This window comes from Dactylosporangium sp. NPDC050588 (genome assembly GCF_040654975.1).
Lineage (GTDB): Bacteria > Actinomycetota > Actinomycetes > Mycobacteriales > Micromonosporaceae > Dactylosporangium > Dactylosporangium maewongense.
The window spans coordinates 15391-33492 of sequence record NZ_JBFAJA010000061.1; the positions used below are offsets into that span (position 1 = coordinate 15391).

At 71.5% G+C, this 18102-nt stretch carries 19 protein-coding genes; 11 read left to right on the plus strand and 8 right to left on the minus strand.

What is annotated here, in order from left to right; genetic code table 11:
• Window positions 1-137 precede the first annotated feature (137 nt).
• Window positions 138-674, minus strand: a complete 537-nt coding sequence (locus tag AB0I21_RS36020; RefSeq protein WP_360567958.1) for a CGNR zinc finger domain-containing protein — start codon at window positions 672-674, stop codon at window positions 138-140.
• A 49-nt stretch (window positions 675-723) separates the two neighbouring features.
• On the opposite strand from AB0I21_RS36020, the gene AB0I21_RS36025 reads away from it, so the two are divergent.
• Complete coding sequence (locus AB0I21_RS36025; RefSeq protein ID WP_360567960.1) at window positions 724-1263, plus strand: GNAT family N-acetyltransferase; 540 nt, start codon at window positions 724-726, stop codon at window positions 1261-1263.
• A 155-nt stretch (window positions 1264-1418) separates the two neighbouring features.
• Entirely contained in the window at window positions 1419-2102 is a 684-nt protein-coding gene (locus tag AB0I21_RS36030; protein ID WP_360567962.1) for a hypothetical protein, read from the plus strand.
• Between the two features lie 41 nt (window positions 2103-2143).
• On the opposite strand, the gene AB0I21_RS36035 is transcribed toward AB0I21_RS36030, so the two are convergent.
• From AB0I21_RS36035 to AB0I21_RS36045, 3 genes are read right to left on the minus strand one after another with little or no spacing between them, the layout of a single operon-like run.
• The gene (locus AB0I21_RS36035) at window positions 2144-2647 is read right to left on the minus strand and encodes an alcohol dehydrogenase catalytic domain-containing protein (protein ID WP_360567963.1); all 504 of its coding nucleotides are present in this window, start codon (window positions 2645-2647) and stop codon (window positions 2144-2146) included.
• A 26-nt stretch (window positions 2648-2673) separates the two neighbouring features.
• Complete coding sequence (locus AB0I21_RS36040; protein ID WP_360567965.1) at window positions 2674-3000, minus strand: carboxymuconolactone decarboxylase family protein; 327 nt, start codon at window positions 2998-3000, stop codon at window positions 2674-2676.
• A 52-nt stretch (window positions 3001-3052) separates the two neighbouring features.
• Window positions 3053-3211 carry a hypothetical protein gene (locus tag AB0I21_RS36045; RefSeq protein ID WP_360567967.1) on the minus strand — a complete coding sequence of 53 codons (159 nt, stop codon included), beginning with the start codon at window positions 3209-3211 and terminating at the stop codon, window positions 3053-3055.
• Between the two features lie 597 nt (window positions 3212-3808).
• Between AB0I21_RS36045 and AB0I21_RS36050 the strand changes: the two genes are divergently transcribed.
• Entirely contained in the window at window positions 3809-6664 is a 2856-nt protein-coding gene (locus AB0I21_RS36050) for a M36 family metallopeptidase (protein WP_360567968.1), read from the plus strand.
• 59 nt (window positions 6665-6723) lie between these two features.
• Here AB0I21_RS36050 and AB0I21_RS36055 read toward each other — a convergent pair whose 3' ends face one another.
• Window positions 6724-7074, minus strand: coding sequence for an ester cyclase (locus AB0I21_RS36055; protein WP_360568064.1), 351 nt, complete (start codon window positions 7072-7074; stop codon window positions 6724-6726).
• On the opposite strand from AB0I21_RS36055, the gene AB0I21_RS36060 reads away from it, so the two are divergent.
• Window positions 6974-7369 carry a helix-turn-helix transcriptional regulator gene (locus tag AB0I21_RS36060; protein ID WP_360567970.1) on the plus strand — a complete coding sequence of 132 codons (396 nt, stop codon included), beginning with the start codon at window positions 6974-6976 and terminating at the stop codon, window positions 7367-7369. The genes AB0I21_RS36055 and AB0I21_RS36060 overlap by 101 nt on opposite strands.
• A 152-nt stretch (window positions 7370-7521) precedes the next feature.
• Window positions 7522-8193 carry a hydrolase gene (locus tag AB0I21_RS36065; protein WP_360567972.1) on the plus strand — a complete coding sequence of 224 codons (672 nt, stop codon included), beginning with the start codon at window positions 7522-7524 and terminating at the stop codon, window positions 8191-8193.
• Between the two features lie 73 nt (window positions 8194-8266).
• Here the strand turns inward: AB0I21_RS36065 and AB0I21_RS36070 are convergent, their stop codons facing one another.
• Both AB0I21_RS36070 and AB0I21_RS36075 read right to left on the minus strand, forming a co-directional pair.
• Complete coding sequence (locus tag AB0I21_RS36070; protein WP_360567974.1) at window positions 8267-9808, minus strand: glycosyltransferase family 2 protein; 1542 nt, start codon at window positions 9806-9808, stop codon at window positions 8267-8269.
• 180 nt (window positions 9809-9988) lie between these two features.
• Window positions 9989-11002: a glycoside hydrolase family 5 protein gene (locus AB0I21_RS36075; RefSeq protein WP_360567976.1), complete on the minus strand. Its 1014-nt coding sequence runs from the start codon at window positions 11000-11002 to the stop codon at window positions 9989-9991.
• A gap of 353 nt (window positions 11003-11355) precedes the next feature.
• On the opposite strand from AB0I21_RS36075, the gene AB0I21_RS36080 reads away from it, so the two are divergent.
• The 5 genes from AB0I21_RS36080 to AB0I21_RS36100 all read left to right on the plus strand — a co-directional run bounded on the left by AB0I21_RS36080 (window position 11356) and on the right by AB0I21_RS36100 (window position 16931).
• A complete protein-coding gene (locus tag AB0I21_RS36080) occupies window positions 11356-12693 on the plus strand; it encodes a condensation domain-containing protein (RefSeq protein WP_360567978.1) in 1338 nt (445 codons plus the stop codon).
• A gap of 81 nt (window positions 12694-12774) precedes the next feature.
• Entirely contained in the window at window positions 12775-14112 is a 1338-nt protein-coding gene (locus AB0I21_RS36085) for a glutamine synthetase family protein (RefSeq protein WP_360567980.1), read from the plus strand.
• Complete coding sequence (locus tag AB0I21_RS36090; protein ID WP_360567982.1) at window positions 14100-15218, plus strand: amidohydrolase; 1119 nt, start codon at window positions 14100-14102, stop codon at window positions 15216-15218. The genes AB0I21_RS36085 and AB0I21_RS36090 overlap by 13 nt, the downstream gene beginning before the upstream one ends.
• Before the next feature lie 207 nt (window positions 15219-15425).
• Complete coding sequence (locus tag AB0I21_RS36095; RefSeq protein WP_360567984.1) at window positions 15426-16340, plus strand: papain-like cysteine protease family protein; 915 nt, start codon at window positions 15426-15428, stop codon at window positions 16338-16340.
• Window positions 16341-16349: 9 nt separating this feature from the next.
• A complete protein-coding gene (locus AB0I21_RS36100) occupies window positions 16350-16931 on the plus strand; it encodes a hypothetical protein (protein WP_360567986.1) in 582 nt (193 codons plus the stop codon).
• A 55-nt stretch (window positions 16932-16986) separates the two neighbouring features.
• On the opposite strand, the gene AB0I21_RS36105 is transcribed toward AB0I21_RS36100, so the two are convergent.
• Entirely contained in the window at window positions 16987-17475 is a 489-nt protein-coding gene (locus tag AB0I21_RS36105) for a beta-1,3-glucanase family protein (protein ID WP_360568066.1), read from the minus strand.
• Here AB0I21_RS36105 and AB0I21_RS36110 point away from each other — a divergent pair.
• Window positions 17356-18099: an SGNH/GDSL hydrolase family protein gene (locus tag AB0I21_RS36110; protein WP_360567987.1), complete on the plus strand. Its 744-nt coding sequence runs from the start codon at window positions 17356-17358 to the stop codon at window positions 18097-18099. The two genes, AB0I21_RS36105 and AB0I21_RS36110, sit on opposite strands and share 120 nt — an antisense overlap.
• Window positions 18100-18102: the final 3 nt, after the last annotated feature.

Here is an 18102-nt window from a genome sequence, read left to right on the forward strand (position 1 = left end):
AATTTATCCATCGAATTGATTTAGCCTAACATCGACCGTCACCGGTGCCCGGCGCCAGGCTATCGCCCCGCCCCGAGGGAGGTCCTCCCGACCGTGGCGTCGCTGCGGACCTGCGGCACACCGTCCGAGCAGCGGCTTCAGGACGGGGTGCGGCGGCGGTAGTACCTGGCCTGCCGGTCGCGGTGGGCGCAGGACTCGTGGCAGTACCGGCGGCGCGGGTGGTGCTGCACGAAGAACAGGCAGCAGTCCGGGGTCTCGCAACGGCGCAGCAGGCGGGCCCGGCCGTCGGTGAGCAGTCCGGCGCAGGCGGCGGCCAGGGCGCCGAGCAGCGCCGCGTCGCCGGTCGCGGCGCCCCGGTTGTCCGCCACCAGCTCGCCGGTGGGCTGCCGGACCAGGTGCGGGTACGTCGGCGCCTGCGCCGCGGCCGCGTTCACGTGCGCGATCGCGGCGGCGGGTGGTGCGGTGCCGGTGACCGCCGCCGTGAAGAGCGCGTGGATGCTGTCCCGCAGGGCCCTGACCGCGGCCGCGTCGCGTGCCGGTCGCGCGCCGGCGGTGGTGAACCACAGCCTGGACAGCTCGGCCGTGCCGAGGAAGTCCTCGCCGCCGTGCAGCGTGTTGGCGAACTCCACCACCAGCGGCTCGGTGCCCAGGATCGGCAGCTCCACGTCATGCATGCGGAATATTCTATGCTGACGGTAAGGCGATGCTGCTACCGTCAGCGCCATGATGACCTGGCGGCACGTCACCCCGCGGGACTTCCCGCTGCTCGCCCAGTGGCTGGCGGCACCGCACGTGGCCCGGTGGTGGAATCACGAGACGTCGGCGGAGGCCGTGGAGCGCGACTTCGGGCCCTCCGCCCGCCGCGAGGAGCCCAACGAGGACCTCCTGGCGCTCCTGGACGGCGCACCGCTCGGGCTGGTGCAGCGCTCGTTCTGGCACGACTACCCCGAATACGTGCGGGAGATGGCGCAGACCATGGCGGTGCCGCCGCGGGCGATGACGATCGACTACCTGATCGGCGACGTGGCGGACGTCGGGCGCGGGATCGGCACCCGCATGATCCGCTCGGCGCTCGAGCACCTGTGGGCCGAGCACGGCGACGCCGAGTGCGTGATCGTGCCGGTGCACGCCGACAACATCGCGTCGTGGCGGATGCTGGAGAAGGCCGGCCTGGTCCGCGTCGCCCACGCCGAGCTGGAGCCCGACAACCCGATCGACGACCGGCGGCACCACGTGTACCGGGTGGACCGCCCCACGGTCTGACCGCCGGCGGCGCGGCCCCGTTCGGGTGTCGTGCACCCGGATCCGTGGCCCGCATGACCGGATCCGGGGACGATTGTCCTGTCCGCACCGCAGAGCGTTCGATCGACCGGCGCGGCGGGTACCAGGTAGCCGACCCCGATCGAAGGAGGCGGCTCATGCGACCCATCGACGTGGCCACGCTACGGGCCGCACCGCGGCAGGCCCGCGTCTGGCTGCGCGCCGCGGGGCGCCAGGCCGGTCCACTGAACGGCGTGCTCGGCTGGTGGGCGGTGACGAGCTTCGGCCTGTTGAGCCTGCTGCTCGCGGTCTTCGCGATGGTGTGGCCGTCGTCGGTACGGACGTTCGGCGCCGCCGCGGTCGGCTCATGGCTGCTGTTCGTCGCGCTCGGCCGGTTCGGCGGCGGGCAGCTGCTCCGCGCCCGGTACGGCGGCGCCCGATGGTTCCAGGCCGGTGCCGCGCTGCTGGCGGTGGCCGGTGTGATCGTGATCCAGCTGCCGGCGTACGACCCGACGGTCGCGGTCGCGGCGATCAGCCTCGCCCTCGGTGTCGCAGCGGCCGGCGACGCCGGGGCCGCGGCGCAGTTCCCCAGCCTCGCCCGCAGCTGCCTGCGGATGCGGGCCCTGTGCGGACTGGTCGCCGCGATGACGGTCGCCGTCGCACCGGCGACCGGCCTCGTCGTCGCCGCCGCGTGCGTGGGCCTCGGCGAGCTCCTGTTCGCCGCGCGCCTCCTGCCGGAGGTGGAGCGGCTGTCCGGGATGCTCGACCGCGAAGCACCCTGGACGGACCCCGGCGACGACCTCGGTTTCGTGCTGCCGCTGCCGGACGCCGACCGGCCGTAGGCGCCCGCCCGGCCGCCCACAGCATCGGGTCATACCGCGCCTCAGGGCTGCAGGAGGACCTTGACCGCGCGGCGCTCGTCCATCGCCCGGTACGCCTCGGCGGCCTGCTCGAGCGGGAGGGTCAGGTCGAACACCTTGCCCGGGTCGATCGTCCGGCTGGTGATGAGGTCGATCAGTTCGGGCAGGAACCGCCGTACCGGAGCGGGCCCGCCGTGCAGGTGGACGCCGGAGTAGAACAGCTCCCGCCCTGGCAGGCTGACGTCGTGGGAGACGCCGACGAAGCCGACGTGCCCGCCGGCGCGGGTGGCGCGGATGGCCTGCAGCATCGACTCCTGCGTGCCGACGGCCTCGATGACGCCGACGTACTCGTGGCCCATCGGCGCCGGCTCGCTCACCGTGTCGGCGCCGCGGTACGGCCACAGGTCGGAGCCGCAGACACACGCCGCGGCCAGGCGGATGATCGCGTCGGTCGGCTGCTCGACGGCCGGGTCCGGGCGGTCCTCGACGCGGACGTCGCGGGGGCCGTGCAGGACGGTTGCTCGCATGGTGCTGCTCCTCCGTGGATGTGATGTCAGCCGGCGAAGACCTGCTTGGCGACGGTGATCGCGGTCATGGCTTTCGGCCAGCCGGCGTAGAACGCGAGATGGGTGATGGCTTCGACGAGCTCGGTCTCGGTCAGGCCGTTCTCCCTGGCGCGACCGAGGTGGAAGCGCAGCTGCTCGGCGTCACCGCCGGCGACCAGGGCCGCGACGGTGACCAGGCTGCGGTCGCGGGCGGCCAGCTCGCCGCGGTTCCACACATCGGCGAAGAGCACGTCGTCGGTGAGCTCAGCGAGCTTCGGGGCGATGTCGCCGACGGCGCGGCGCCCACCGCCGACCTGCTTCGGCTGCTCGGGCATCGGGAAGTCCCTCCGATCGGGATGGTCGGGATGGTCGGGCCGGTCGTGCTGGTCAGGCCTGCTTGCCGGCGACGTGCCGGACGGCTTCGGTGGCGGCCCACGAGGCGAGCAGGGCGAGGGCCTGCGCGGCCGTCGGGACGCCCGCCTGCTCCGGGGTTATCTTCGCGCGGCGCGTGGTGAGAAAATCTCGCACCTCGGCTCGGTTGTTCACACCTTCGACGGTACGGCGCGGCCGGCTGAGCTGCGATGCACTCCTGGTACACGTCTTCGCGCACCACGCCATGACATTTACACTCGCCGTTTTCTGCGAGGCACCAGACCCCGCCCGCCTGCGCGTCCGGGACGTCGCCACGGTCGCGACAGATGTCGAACGGCGATATGGCATAATGCATTGGCACGCAGACGGTTGCCCATTCTTCGGGCTTGTGCGGCGAATGTCGGTCATCGCTATCGATGAACATTCGCGCAAATAGGGCCGTATCCGGAAGTGCCCGTAAATCGCCGGGCACGCCCGTTGATCGATTTGCCCGTTGTCGCCCGAAGCGCCGCGCCGACCGCCCGGCCGGGCCGGGCGGACTCCGAGCCGATTCCGAGCTGTCCATTGTGGACCAGGAAATGCGCAACCTGGTGTCGCAGCACAGGGCCGTGATAGGCCCTATGAGATCAACTGGCGCCCCCGGAGCAACACACGCGCCCCCAACCAACCAGAGGAGAACCGATCGTGCGCACATCTGGGTTGAACCCCAGGCGCTGGCGGGGCAGGACGCTAGCCGCGTTCACTGCCGCCGCCGTCGTGGCGACGGGTGCGGTGACCGCCGTACCCGCCGCTGCCGATCCGAAGCCGAACCCCGGAAAAGCCCATGACGTCGACGGGCACGGCCCGCACGACGTCGACAACCGTCGCGGCGGCAAGGCGCCGACCGCGAAGCAGAAGGCGGCCGCCGACCGTGTCGGCGGCGCGAAGGTCCGCTGGAACTCGCTTGGTGAGCCCGAGGCCGTCGGCCCGGACAAGGCTCTGGCCACCGGCCTGACCGGCGACCCGGTCGCCGCGGCCCGCCAGTACCTGCTCGACAACCACGACCTGTACGCGCTGGACGCCCCGGCCGTCGCCGCGATGGAACCGCTGCTGGTCCAGAAGCTCGGCACCGGCAACGTCGTGCTGCTGCGGCAGACCTTCGGCGACCTGCCGGCCGGGCACGACGGGCTCGTGTCGATCCTGATCGACAAGGGCAACGTCGTGCGGGTCACGTCGTCGCTGACGCGGGACACCGCCGCGCCGGAGCCGGCGACGCTGTCGGCGGCCGACGCCGTCGCCGCGGCCCTCGCCGACGCCGGACTCACGGCCGGTCAGGTCAGCGAGCCCGACGTCATCGAGGTGGGCGTGCCCACTCCCGAGGACGGCGTGCGCGCCGCCTACCAGGTGAGCCTGGTCTCCACCGATGCCGACAACCCCACGGCGTACTCGACCTTCGTCGACGCGCGCACCGGCGGCATCCTGGTCCGCGAGGACATGGTCGACTTCGACTCCGACAACCCGACCTGGGCCGTCTTCCCGGCGACCGCGCCGCAGACGCTCCCGGCGGGCACCGATCCACGGGTGACGTGGTGCTTCACCCCGGCGGCCAACTGCATCAAGCCCGTGAAGGACGCCGCGTCGGGCAAGGCCTGGGACGTCAACCAGGTGACCGGTCAGCCGACGTTCACCTCGTCGGGCAACGCGGCCAACAACGTGGTGCAGTGGGGCGGCGGCGTCGCCGCGTTCCCGGCGGCGACCCGGACGGACCGCAACTACACCTACCCGTTCACCGACGCGTGGCACGAGGCCAAGTGCAACCCTGAGGTGTTCACCGCGGCCGGGCGCAACGACGGCGACGCGGCCGTGTCGAACCTGTTCGCCATGCACAACCGGATGCACGACTTCAGCTACCACCTGGGCTTCACCGAGGCCGCGTGGAACATGCAGGTCGTCAACATCCAGCCCGGCGGCCTGGGTAACGACCCGGAGCAGGGGCGCGCGCAGTCCGGCGCTCTCAGCGGCAGCCGCAACAACGCCAACCAGAGCACCGGCCGCGACGGCCAGGCGCCGACGACCAACATGTTCCTGTGGCAGCCCGTGGCCGGCTCGGCGTACCCGCCGTGCGTCGACGGCGACTACGACATGACCGTCATCGGCCACGAGTACACCCACGCCATCACCAACCGCATGATCGCCGGGCCGAACAACGGCATCACCGGCACGCAGGGCGGCTCGATGGGTGAGGGCTGGGGCGACCTGGTGGCGGCCGAGTACCTGTTCGAGAACGGCCTGCGCGCCGCCGGCGACACCCCGTTCGTCACCGGCGCGTACGTCACCGGCAACATGCACGAGGGCATCCGCGACTACGACGCCAGCAAGAGCCCGCTGAACTACTCGGACTTCGGGTTCGACCTGGTCGGTCCCGAGGTGCACGCCGACGGCGAGATCTGGGTGGCCACCAACCTGCGGGTACGGCAGGAGTTCGTCAACCGCTACGGCCTGGGCACGCCCGAGCTGCAGCAGCAGTGCGCCGACGGTGCCGTCGACGCCGCCTCCTGCCCCGGCAACCGGCGCTGGATCCAGCTGATGTTCGACTCGTACCTGCTGCAGGCGGCCAGCGGCGCCACCATGACCAGCATGCGCGACAACATGCTGGCCGCGGACCTCGTCCGCTTCGGCGGGGCCAACCAGGACATCATCTGGAAGGCGTTCGCCGAGTCGGGCCTGGGTGAGGGCGCGACGGGCGCGTCGTCGGACACCGACCCGACGCCGAGCTTCCACTCGCCGTACGCCGACAACGCCACGGTGACCCTCCGGCCGATGGCCGGCTCCTCGGGCGCGAACGTCACGCTGTACGTCGGCGACTACGAGGCACGGGTGACCCCGGTGGCCGACACCGACCCGTCGACCCCGCTGCCGGACACGTTCCAGATCCTGCCCAACACCGAGTTCCACTTCGTGGTCAACGGCAAGGGCTGGGGCAGCCAGAAGTTCACCGCTTCCTTCAAGCCCGGCAAGGCGCAGGACCTGAAGCTGAAGCTGCCGCAGAACGTGGCCTCCTCGACGCTGGGCGCGGTGGCGTCCGGCGACGGCGTCAACGTCGACAAGATCAACGACGAGACCGAGGGCACCAACTGGGCGTCGGTGAACGGCGTGGCCGGCAAGCAGGTCACGATCGACCTGGCCGGCGACAAGCCGGTCAACGTCCAGTCGCTCAACGTCAGCGCCATGCTGCGCCCGGCTCTCCGGGGCGACGTCGACGCCAGCACGGCGAACCAGAACCGGTTCAGCGCGCTGCGCTCGTTCGCGGTCCTCACCTGCAACGCCACCACGGCCGACTGCAGCAAGGACTCGAGCTACACGGAGGCGTTCCGCAGCACAGACGACGCCTTCCCGGGCGGCGCCTGGCGTCCGGTGGCGCCGCAGCTGAACCTGCGCGCCTTCGACATCCACCCGACGCTGGCCACGCACGTGCGTGTGGTCGTGCTGACCAGCCAGTGCACGGGCAACCCGCTGTACGCCGGTGAGCAGGACAACGACCCGCGGGCGAACACGGACTGCGCTGCCAACAGCCAGTTCCGCAACGAGGTCCGCATCGCCGAGGTGCAGGTCTTCGGCGCCAGCGGCAAGATCACGCCGGAGCAGTAGCCCGGCACCGTCAGGGCCCCGTCGGCATCGTCCGGCGGGGCCCGCGCGCGTTCGGGCGCCTACCCGATCAGGCCGAGCTGCTGCAGGTGGCTGACATCGTCGCGGACGCCCCAGTGGTCGGTGACCCGGCCGTCGGCGCCGAAACGCATCCAGTGCATCTGCCGGAACCGGAACGGGCGCTGTGTCGGGGCGTTGCCGAGGAACGGGCCGAGGTGGGTCCCGGCGTACCAGTTGCGCATCACCACCACGTCGCCGGCGCCGGTCATGTCCTCGATCTCGGTGCGGGCGTCGGGGAAGGCGGTGCGCAGCATGGAGACCAGCCCGGCGACCGCCTCCGTGCCGGTGCGCAGCGGCTCCGGCGCGGTGTGGTTGACCAGGCCCGGGGCGAAGTGCTCGGTCGCCGTGGTGATCGAGCCGGCCCGGCAGACGCACCTCGCCGACGTGCTGGTGCGGGCCTACGCGCTGACGGGCCGGGAGCGGCAGGTGACCGAGCTGGTGCTGCAGGGCCGCTCCAACGCCCAGATCGCGCGGGCGCTGGGCATCGGCGTGCACACCGTCGGCGACCACCTGAAGTCGGTCATGTCGAAGCTGGCGGTGTCGAGCCGGACCGACCTGGTCGCCGAGCTCTTCGGGCGCCACTACCTGCCGGCGCGGCTCAGCGGGTCGCTGCCCAGCCCGTACGGCTGGTATCTGCCACCGGCCTGACCGGACATCAAGGGCCGCCGCCCGGCGCCGGTGCCGCCGGCCGCGGCGGATCCCGCCGCATGATCCGGTAGGGCTCGGGTAGCTGTGGGCGAGCCGGATCAGGACGCCGGAAGAAACCAGGATACGACCCCAGCACCAGTCAGGAGGACGTCATGGTAAGCCTGCCCAAGCGTAACCCGGAAAAGGACCACCTGCTGACTCCGGAGAACGCGGCCCTCGTCATCATCGACTACCAGCCGCCGCAGATCTACACGGTGCGGTCCATGAACACGGGCCGGATGGTCAACAACATCATCGCCCTCGCGCGCCTCGCCCGGGTGTTCAATGTTCCGACCATTCTCTCGACCGTCAACGTGAAGTCCGGCGTGAACCCGGACACGATCCCGCAGTTGCGGAACGAGATCGCCGACCTTCCCTCGTACGACCGGACGCAGATCAACGCGTGGGAGGACAAGGAGTTCCTGGACGCGGTGAAGGCCACGGGCCGCCGCAAGCTCATCATGTGCGCGTTGTGGACGGAGGCGTGCCTGCTGTTCCCGAGCCTGGACGCGCTCAACGAGGGATACCAGGTGTTCCCGGTCGTCGACGCGCTCGGCGGCACCACGATCGAGGCGCACGAGAACGCGCTCGAGCGCATCAACCACGCCGGAGCCCAGCCCACGACGTGGAACTCGGTGGCGTGTGAGCTCCAGCGCGACTGGGCCCGCACGGAGACGGTCGAGGGCTTCCTGCAGACCGTCATCGACCAGAACGAGGACTGGGGCTGGTACGAGGAGATGCGGGGACGCGGCAAGCGGCTCCAGGTCCCGGTGGGCGCGCGATAGCCGGCCGGATCATCTCCCCGCACCGCGTCGGCCTTCGACCCGCCGGAGACGGGTCGAAGGCCGATCCTGCGGGTCATGAAGGCTTCCGGATGACCATGAACCTGTGCTCGGTGCGCCGGGCGAACTTCATGGATCCGCGCAGTCCAGGGATGCTCTCCATCATCCCGAAGACCGGGATCAGCAGGATGACGACCGGAGGCTCCCACCACTTGCGCCGGCCGTCGCCGGACACCACGGCGTTGAGCCGCAGGCCCTCCCAGTACATCCAGATCGTGTAGGCCATGTTCAGCGCCCAGAACGGAATGATGAAGAGCGCCACCGGAGAGGTGTTGCGTTCGGCGACAAGGATGCTGAGCGTCATGACGACCGCGACGTTCGTGATCGGGCCGACGACCCACGACGCCACCGAGTATCCGAGCAGCAGCCGGTTCCGCAGCTGCAGCGACCGGTTGAACACCAGGGCCGTCAGCCCCCACGACCAGCGTTCGCGCTGGCGGACGAAGTCGCGGAGGCCGGCGGGCGACGCGCCGTAGCACCGCCCGCTGAACCAGGCGCTCCGGCCCTTGTAGCGGGCACTGAAGATCAGCGCGAACTGCGCGTCCTCGACGATGCTCCGGGGGCCGAAGTCCCAGCCGATCGTCGCCTCGATCGACGCCCGCACCAGCAGGAGCTCGCCGTGCACACCTGCCCGCGGTGTACCGCTGCCGGTCCAGGCCGAGAAGCGCCCGACGTCCTCGGCCGGCCGGACCGAGTCCGCGAGCCAGGTGAGCGTGTTCACGGCGTATTCGCGCGGGTACGTCAGGACGCCCTGCGCCAGGTGCTTGCCGTCGGCGCCGGCCTCGACCTGCTCCTCGATGAACCGGGCCATGGTCAGGGCGGTGTCGGGGCCGACGCCGGTGTCGTCGTCCATGTGCAGCACCCACACGTCGTCGCGGTTCTCGCGCTCGTGGATCCGCAGCTCGTGCGAGTAGTTGGTGACCCGCGCCTTGAACTTCGTCCCGTTGGCGGTGCGGTACCGGCTCGGCACGACGACGAGCCGGATCAGCTCGCTCCGCGCGGCCAGCCCGGCGATCCTGTCGGCCGCCTCGCAGCCCTCGTCGATGACGATGTCGATCCGCAGCCGCGGGAAGCACGGGGGCAGGTAGGTGAGGTAGGACTCGACCGAGCGCTTGAGCGCGGGGTAGGTGTCGTTCCGCCCGATGGTCGGGACGACGACGATCAGGAAGCCCGCGCTCACCGTCACCCCGCGGCCGGACCAGCGGGCCTCCGCCTCGCGCAGTGTCCTGCGGCTCCGCCGGATGCCGACGATGCCGGTGATCGTGGTGACGATGGGCCAGGTCCACAGCACGGTCAGCGGCCAGCTGAGCGCGCCGGTGGCGAACGGGTTGACGAACCAGAAGTCACTCGCCACGACGACCAGATAGGACAGGATCAGCGGCCAGTATCCCGGTCGCCAGCGGGCGAGGCCGCGGTGCGGCCCTCGTGCCTGCCTCGGGCCGGACAGGGTCTGCGTCACCTGGGGCTGCCCTGTGGCCTGCGCTTCCCGGTCCGTGAGCCAGGCGTCGCGATGATGCCAGGCGTCCCGGTCGGGAGTCGCGGTCTTCGACGCTCTCACGTTCGCCTCCCCCTGCGTGCGCGTTGTCGCTGGGCGATGGGCTACTACCCGTGGACAGCTCAGGGGTGGCCTGGGTGACGGTGCGGAAGTCGGCCCTACTTTCGGAGTAGTACCGATGTAGCGGGCCGCTGCCCTTGCGGGCAGGCGGGGGGCGGCGGTCCCCCCGCCGGGACCGCTGCCCTACCGGTCCGTCGCCCGGTCGCCGTAGACGGTGGCTTCCTTCGCGGTCGCCTTGATGCCGTTGGCGCTGTTGAAGAGGCGCTGGCCCCATTCGGTCAACCGGCCGGGGTCGAAGCCGGTGGCCAGGTCGAGGTACTCGACGCCGCCGCTGTTGCCGCTCCACGACCAGCCCAGGTATCCGATCCCGCGGGACTGCGCCTCGTTCATGATGGTGTCCTCGTCCACGTCGCCGTCGGTGTGCTTCCACCCGAACTCACCGACCACCAGCGGCAGCCCGGCGTTCTGGAAGGCGTCGTAGTAGTCGGTGACCTTCGAGGCGGCGCCGTACACGCCGTACATGTGGACCGAGAACACGATGTTGCGCCGCGGGTCGCTGTTGAACACCGACGTGGCGTTGCCGCGCATGACGCCCGACCAGTCCTGTCCCCAGTTCGGCCCGTCGACCATGATCAGGTGTCGCAGGCCGGCGTCGCGCAGCTTCCTGACCGCGCCGCTCGTCGCGCCGGCCCAGCCCGCGGTGTCGTTGTTGCCGTACGGCTCGTTGCCGACGTTGATGACGACGAAGTTCTCCTGGCCGGCGAGGACGCTCTTCAGCCCGGTCCAGTACCCGGCGGCCGCGTCCAGGTCGGTGGCGTCGTCCTTCTCGCCGTGCCCGGTGGTGTCGTGGTACTCCAGGACGCAGATGAGCCGGTTCTGCTTGCACCTCGCGATGACGTCGGACACCTCGCCGGCGCCGACGTCGTTCGTCAGCACGACCCGCAGGGCGTTGGCACCCAGCCGTTTGATGTCGGCGAACGCCTGGTTCTGGTCCTTGTGCCAGGCGTACGGGTGACTGACGCCGCGCATGACGAAGCTGTTGCCGTTGGCCTCGACGATGTTCCTGCCGCTGACGTGGAGGCCGAGCCCGGTCCCCGTCTGCAGCGAATGCGACGACCGGGACGGGTGCTTGACGGCGAGCATGAACGCGATGAGCGCGGCGCACACCACTCCCACGGTAATGACTGCTTTTCTCATGATCTCCCTAGGCTTCGGTCGCCGACCGGAGAAGGCACGGGCGACTCCACGCCACGCGGCAGGCGCACACGTGGCGGGGTTGAGTCGGGCAAGGAAGCGGGCGGCGCCGGCGGCCACCTCGCCACCGGGTGGCCACACAGGACCCGAAGGACGCCCTGAACCCGGCGACGTGCCGCCGAGTGTACGGCCCCGCCGATCACCCGCAAAGTCATCCAGGCGCGTTGCCGCACGTCAGCGGCCCTGACGACCCGCCATCCGGAGCGCCGGCATCGCAGTACACCTATCTGTAAAGAAACTGTACGATGCTGCCGGGTGATCGATGAACGCCGCGGTGACACGGAAGGACCGGTGGCATGACAGAACAGATCATGGTCGCCTTCGAGGGTGAGGGTTCCGGTGTCGACGACCTGTCCTGGGGCCAGCTGGACCTGTGGATGGCGATGCGCCGCCAGAACTCCTGGCTGCCCATGGGCGGCGCGACGCCACTGCCCGACGGCACCAGCCTCGCCGACGTCGTGGAGAACCTCCGCTACCTGATGAGCCGCTACCAGCCGATGCGGACCCGGCTGCGCTTCGACGCCGACGACCGGCCGTCCCAGGTGGTGTCCAGCTCGGGTGAGATCGCGCTGGACGTCGTCGAAGCGGGCGATGACGACCCGGCGGAGCTCGCCGACGCGATGCGGCGGCGGTATGAGGAGACCGACTACGACTACGTGACGCAGTGGCCGATGCGAATGGGCGTGGTGGTCCGGTCCGGGCAGCCGACGCACCTCGTCGCCATCATGTGCCATCTGGTCACCGACGGCTCGGGCGCCGCGGTGATGATCGCCGAGTCCGGCGCGCGGGTGGCCACGCCGGTCAAGGGGATGCAGCCGCTGGAGCAGGCCCGCTGGCAGCGCTCGCCGGCCGGTGTCCGGCAGAACGAGGCGGCGCTGCGCTACTGGGAACGGCTGCTGCGGACCATCCCGTCCCGCCGGTTCGCCGGCTCGGACGACCCGCGGCAGCCACGCCACTGGCGGGGCGAGTTCAGGTCTCAGGCCCTGCACCTGGCGACGCAGGCGATCGCCGCCCGGGCCGGCCTGGACGCCTCGCCGGTGCTGATGGCCGTCTACGGGGTGGCGCTGCACCGGATGACCGGGATCAATCCGGTGGTGTTCCGGCCCACGGTGAACAACCGGTTCCGCCCCGCCCTCGCCGACGTGGTGTGCACCGTCGCCGAAAGCGGCCTCTGCGCGCTGGATGTCGCGGGGGTACCGTTCTCCGAGGCGCTGACGCGGACCCAGCGGGCGGCGATGACGGCGTACAAACACGCCTACTTCCATCCGGTACACCTGCAGGACCTGATCGCGAGCGTGGCCGCGGAGCGGGACCCCGACTTCGACCTCGGCTGCTTCTACAACGACCGGCGCATCACCACCCGGGCGGGCGCCACCGGCCCGGCCCCGACGCCGGACCAGATCCGCGAGGCGCTCTGCGGCGGCAACACCACGTTCCGCTGGACGATCCAGCAGGACGACCCCTTCGAGCGGCTGTTCGTCCACATCGACGACGTGCCGGACACGATCCAGATCACCGTGTTCATGGACACCCACTTCGTCTCGCCCGGCGACGCGGAGGCGTTCCTGCGCGGGATGGAGGAGGTCGCCGTCGAGGCCGCGCTCGACCTGGTGCCGCAAGGCCAGGCCCGGTAGGACGACGCCTTCCCGGTTCAGCGGGCCCGGCGCGGGTAGGTGTACATCTGCCCTGCGCCCGCCTCCGGGAAGGACGCGTCGATGGATGACACCGCACGGGCCGGCAGGATCGCCGCCGAGCTCGCTTCCCGCGACGTCCACGCGGTCGCAGTCACCTGGGTCGACAACGCCGGCATCACCAGGGTGAAGACGGTGCCGGTCCGCCGGCTCACCCACGCGGCCGCCTGGGGCGTCGGCATGTCGCCGGTCTTCGACGTGTTCCTCGTCGACGACTCGGCCACGACCAGCGAGCACGTCGGCGGGCCGGCCGGGGACCTGCGGCTGTTCCCCGACCTGGACCGCGCCACCGTCCTGGCCGCGCAGCCGCACTGGGCCTGGGCGCCGGCCGACCGGCGGACCCAGGAAGGCGAACCGTGGCCGTGCTGCCAGCGGACACTGGCCCGCACCGCCGCCGCCCGCGCCGCCGAGACCGGCCTCGAGCTGCGGATGGCGTTCGAGGTGGAGTGGTATCTCGCCACCGCCGACGGCGAGCCGGCCGCGACCGGGCCCGCCTACGGGATGACCCGCGTCGTCGAGGCGGCGGCCTACCTCGACGAGCTGTACCGGGCCTTCGACGCGCAGGACGTGCCCGTCGAGCAGATCCACCCGGAGTACTCGCCGGGCCAGTTCGAGGTGTCCGTCGCCGCCGCCGACCCGGTGCTCGCCGCCGACCGGACGGTGCTGGTCCGCCAGACCGTCCGGGCCGTGTCCCAGCGGCACGGCCTGCGGGTGTCGTTCGCCCCCGTCGTCAGCGCCGGCCAGGTCGGCAACGGCCAGCACCTGCATGTCTCGGCGCGCCGCGACGGGCAGGCGCTGTTCAGCGGGGGTGCCGGGCCGCACGGGCTGCGCCCGGCCGGCGAGGCCGCGATGGCCGGGCTCCTGCGGCGGCTGCCGGCGCTCACCGCGCTCGGCTCCCCCGGTGTCGCCAGCCGGCTCCGGCTGGAGCCGCAGCACTGGGCCGCACCGTTCCGCTGCTGGGGGCACGAGAACCGGGAGGCCGCCCTGCGGCTGGTCACCGGCAGCCCCGGCGAGCGCGACCGGGCCGCCAACGTCGAGGTCAAGTGCTGCGACGGCGCCGCCAACCCGTACCTCGTCGTCGCCGCCGTGACCGAGATCGTCGCCGCCTCGTGCGGGTACGACCTGCCGCTGCCCGCCGAGGTGCCGGGCGACCCGGCGCTCCTGCCCGAGGACCGCCGCCCCGAACGGCTGCCGCAGACGGCCGACGCCGCCGTCGCCGCGCTGCGCGCCGACGACCTGCTGGCCGGCCTGCTCGGACCGGCGCTGCTGGAGGCGTACTGCGCGGTCCAGCTCGCCGAGGCCGACCGGTTCGCCGGCGCGACCCAGCAGGAGATCGTCGAGGCGACCCGGTGGAGGTACTGATCGACGGGCTGATCGACGGGCACTGTCACCGGGTGCTGGCCCGCGACCTCGACCGGGCCGCGTTCGAGACCGCCTGCACCGAGGCCGACCTGCCGCCCCCGCCGGGTGTGTCCTATCTGGACAGCCGGGTCGGGCTCGCCGTGCGCCGCTGGTGCGCCCCCGCCCTCGGCCTGCCGGTCCATGCGCCCGCCGGCGACTACCTGGCCCGCCGCGCCGAGCTCGGCTGGCGGGCCGCCACCGAGGCCCTGCTGCGCGCCGCCGGCCTCGCCGAGCTGCTCGTCGACACCGGCCTCGACGACCCGGACCTGCTCGGCGACGCCGGCCTCGCCGCGGTCTCCGGCGCCCGCGTCCGCGAGGTCGTCCGCCTCGAACGCGTCGCCGAGACGCTCCCCGCCGACACCGGCGCCGCCGAGTTCGCCGCCGCCTTCGCGTCCGCCCTCGACGGCCGGGTCCGCACCGCCGCCGCCGTCAAGTCCGTCGCCGCCTACCGCCACGGCCTCGCCGTCCCCGCGCGGCCGCCCCCGCCGCGCGCCGTCCAGCGGGCCGCCGGCGCGTGGCTGCGCGGCGGCCGCGGCCGGATCACCGACCCGGACCTGCTCGGCCACCTGCTGTGGGCGGGCGTCGGCACCGGCCTGCCGCTGCAATTGCACACCGGCTTCGGCGACCGCGACCTCGCGTTGCACCGCGCCGACCCGGCCCTCGCCCAGCCGTTCCTCGCCGCGCTCGACCCGCGGGGCGCGCCGGTCGTCCTGCTGCACTGCTACCCGTTCCACCGCAACGCCGGCTGGCTCGCCCAGGTGTACCCGCACGTGCACGTCGACGTCGGCCTCACCCTCACCCACGCCGGCGACGCGGTCCTGCCCGAGTTCTTCGAGCTGGCGCCGTTCGGCAAGCTGCTGTTCTCCACCGACGCCTACCTGCTGCCCGAGTTGTACCTCGTGGGCGCCGCCCGCTTCCGGCACGCCCTGCGCCGCCTGCTCGACACCTGGCGCGCCGACGACAGCGTCAGCATCGCCGACGCCGAGCGGATCACCGCGCTGGTCGGCGCCGGCAACGCCCGCCGGCTGTACGGCCCGGGAACCACACTGTCCGCACCCGTGACGTAACCAACCGTGTTGCCACGTTCTATCTAGTTTCGTCGCAACACGCGCCCGAGGCATATCAATGTCGCGACGGTCGTATGACGTATTGATCCCCGCTAAGGTCAGTGGCATTCCTAAACCGAAGGAGGGGAAACCATGCCATTGACGCAAGCCGATCTAGCGACGCTCGGGAACGCGCCGATCACCATCAAATCCACGTTCTTTGACAACGTGTATCTCAGAATGGACGGCACCTCGGTGAACGGTGCCGGACCGGGCGGCACCGTCAACTGCCAGCTGAATGCCGGCGCCAAGGAGCGGTTCAAGCTGCGCCCCCAGGCCGACGGCTCCTACTCGGTCGAATCGGTCGCCTCCCCGAACGTGTTCCTGCGCATGGACGGCACCGGGGTGCCCACCACCGGAGCCGGTGGCGGGACCGTCAACTGCCAGCTCAACGCAAACGGCGGCGCAAACCACAAGTTCAATCTCCGGGCCCAGTCCAACGGTTCATTCTCATTCGAGTCGGTCGCAATTCCCGGCATCTTCCTGCGCCTGGTCGGCTCGGGCGTCACCACCCGCACCGACGCGGGCGGCGGAATTGTGAACTGCCAGCTCAACGCAAACGGCGGTGCGCACGAGTCGTTCTTTCTCTCCCGCGACGACCAGCTGCTCAACTTCGTGATGGAGCAACAGCAGCAGACCTACTGGTGCTGGTCGGCGTGCACGGTCAGCGTCGAGAAGTACTACAACCCGGCCACCACGCTGACGCAATGCACGCTGGCGAACACCGAGTGGGGACGCAACGACTGCTGCGGTGCGGGTGGGGCCGGAGCATGCAACCGGGGCAACTGGCCGCAGACCCCGATGCAGCGGCTCGGGCGGCTCAACCAGGACCTGCGGACCACGCTGACCGCCGCGCAGATCTCCGACGAGCTGGCCAAGGGCGCACCGTTCATCGCCGATGTCATCTGGCGGGACGGCAACTCCCACGTCCTGGCGGTCCACGGCCGCCACCAGATCGACGGCGTCGAGTACGTCAAGGTCGCCGATCCGGCGTACGGCAACTCGACCTGGACCTACGACGACTTCTGCGCCCGGTACCAGAACATCGGGACGTGGCGCTACTCCTACACCACCAAGCGCTGAGGGGACCACATGCCGCTGCACCTGCCCGATCCGCCGTCGGGCGCACACGACCACGTCAAGTCCAGGCTGCACACCCTCGCCGCCCACGGCGGTCTGCACACCAAGGCGCTGCGCGGTGCCCGGGCGGACCAGCTGGACCTGTCCACGCCGCATCAGGTCTTCACCCTCGGGGCGGACGACATCGCCGCGGGCGGCGGCCTCGACCGGGCCGAGCCGGCCGGCTGGCGCTATCTCGTCGAGTCCGCCGGGCAGGTCGTCGCCAGCGCCGAGACCATGCCCGCACCGGACGGGACCCAGCGCTTCGCCAACGTCAACGAGGGCCCGTTCGTCGACGCCACCGACAAGGCCATGAAGGTCGTCCGGAAGCTGCCCAAGCTCGAGGCGGCCGGCTTCGAGCTGCGCCTGCTGCGCGTTCCCAGCCTGTACCTGACGGCGCTGTGGCTGCACTCGCCCGCCGAAGACCTCCTGGTGCCGCTGCAACCGTCGCCGATCGGCAAGGAGGGCAAGAGCATGTCCGCGGCCGAGTTCCTCAGCGACCTCGCCGAGTACGCCCGGTCCCGGCCGTCGCTCCCCCCGCCGCCGCCGGTCTGACGTGCGTCGCACGGTCGGCGGCGCGGCCAGGTCGTGAGCCGCGCCGCCGACGGTGCTACCAGCCGACCGCGATGAGCATGTACTGCGGGTTGTTCAGGGCGATGAAGCTGGACTGATCGGCGGCGTCGTCGTAGGGGAAGCCGTACGCCTTGCTGCCGATCGCGTGGTTGTGCCAGAACCGGGCGTAGTAGTTGGCCGGTGCGCTCTGGTAGAACCGGCCGACGTCGCCCCACTGGGACTGCGGCAGCTGGGCGACGTGCCGGTTGAGCGCGCCGCACAGAGCCGCGTTGTTCGCCAGGGACCCGGCGCAGCCGAAGACGTCGCCGGTGGAGACGTTGTAGCCCAGGAACGACGTGTAGTTGTAAGAGTTCGGTACGGACGACCCTGATCGGGCCGCGATGATCGACTCGGTATCGTCGGGGCCATGCGGTACGTGGCGATCGGTGACAGCTTCAGCGAGGGCATGGGTGACGAGCGGGCGGACGGCATCCCGCGCGGGTGGGCCGATCTGGTCGCGGCCGCGCTCGGCGCCGCCGACCCGCAGTGGCGCTACGCCAACCTGGCGATCCGGGGCCGGCTGCTCGATCCGATCGTGACCACCCAGCTGGACGCCGCGCTGGCGATGTCGCCGCCGCCGACGCTGATCTCGCTCAACGGCGGCGGGAACGACATGATGCGCCGCGGCGCCGACCTCGCGCACCTCGTGCGGCTCATCGAGGGGGCGGTCGAGCGCTGCGAGGCGGCCGGGGTCCGGCTCATGGTCCTCAGCGGCGCCGACCCGTCGGACCACCTGCCGCTCGGGCGGGTGCTGCGCCGCCGCGCCGAGCAGCTCACCGAGGCGGTGCGGGAGCTGACCGGCCGCCACGGCGTGCTGTTCGTCGACTGCTTCGGCGACACCGAGCTGCGCCGCGCCGGGTACTGGTCGGCGGACCGGCTGCACCTCAACGCCGCCGGCCACCGGCGGGTCGCGGGGCTCGTCCTGGCCGCCCTGGGCGTCCCCGGCGCCGAGCACCGGCTCGACGACACCGCGGCGGCGGCGCGCGGGCTGGTCGTCCAGGCCCGGTACTACCGCCAGCACGTCCTGCCGTGGGTGCTGCGCCGGGTCCGCGGCCGCTCGTCCGGCGACGGGCGCGTGGCGAAGTACCCGGCGTGGACCAGCGTCTCCTGAGCA

Coding starts and splice junctions, on each gene's coding strand:
- AB0I21_RS36100 (WP_360567986.1), top strand. CDS start 16,350: ATGCCGCTGCACCTGCCCGATCCGCCGTCGGGCGCACACGACCACGTC.
- AB0I21_RS36030 (WP_360567962.1), top strand. CDS start 1,419: ATGCGACCCATCGACGTGGCCACGCTACGGGCCGCACCGCGGCAGGCC.
- AB0I21_RS36075 (WP_360567976.1), bottom strand. CDS start 11,002: ATGAGAAAAGCAGTCATTACCGTGGGAGTGGTGTGCGCCGCGCTCATC.
- AB0I21_RS36110 (WP_360567987.1), top strand. CDS start 17,356: ATGCGGTACGTGGCGATCGGTGACAGCTTCAGCGAGGGCATGGGTGAC.
- AB0I21_RS36080 (WP_360567978.1), top strand. CDS start 11,356: ATGACAGAACAGATCATGGTCGCCTTCGAGGGTGAGGGTTCCGGTGTC.
- AB0I21_RS36085 (WP_360567980.1), top strand. CDS start 12,775: ATGGATGACACCGCACGGGCCGGCAGGATCGCCGCCGAGCTCGCTTCC.
- AB0I21_RS36060 (WP_360567970.1), top strand. CDS start 6,974: ATGGAGACCAGCCCGGCGACCGCCTCCGTGCCGGTGCGCAGCGGCTCC.
- AB0I21_RS36065 (WP_360567972.1), top strand. CDS start 7,522: ATGGTAAGCCTGCCCAAGCGTAACCCGGAAAAGGACCACCTGCTGACT.
- AB0I21_RS36035 (WP_360567963.1), bottom strand. CDS start 2,647: ATGCGAGCAACCGTCCTGCACGGCCCCCGCGACGTCCGCGTCGAGGAC.
- AB0I21_RS36025 (WP_360567960.1), top strand. CDS start 724: ATGATGACCTGGCGGCACGTCACCCCGCGGGACTTCCCGCTGCTCGCC.
- AB0I21_RS36020 (WP_360567958.1), bottom strand. CDS start 674: ATGCATGACGTGGAGCTGCCGATCCTGGGCACCGAGCCGCTGGTGGTG.
- AB0I21_RS36040 (WP_360567965.1), bottom strand. CDS start 3,000: ATGCCCGAGCAGCCGAAGCAGGTCGGCGGTGGGCGCCGCGCCGTCGGC.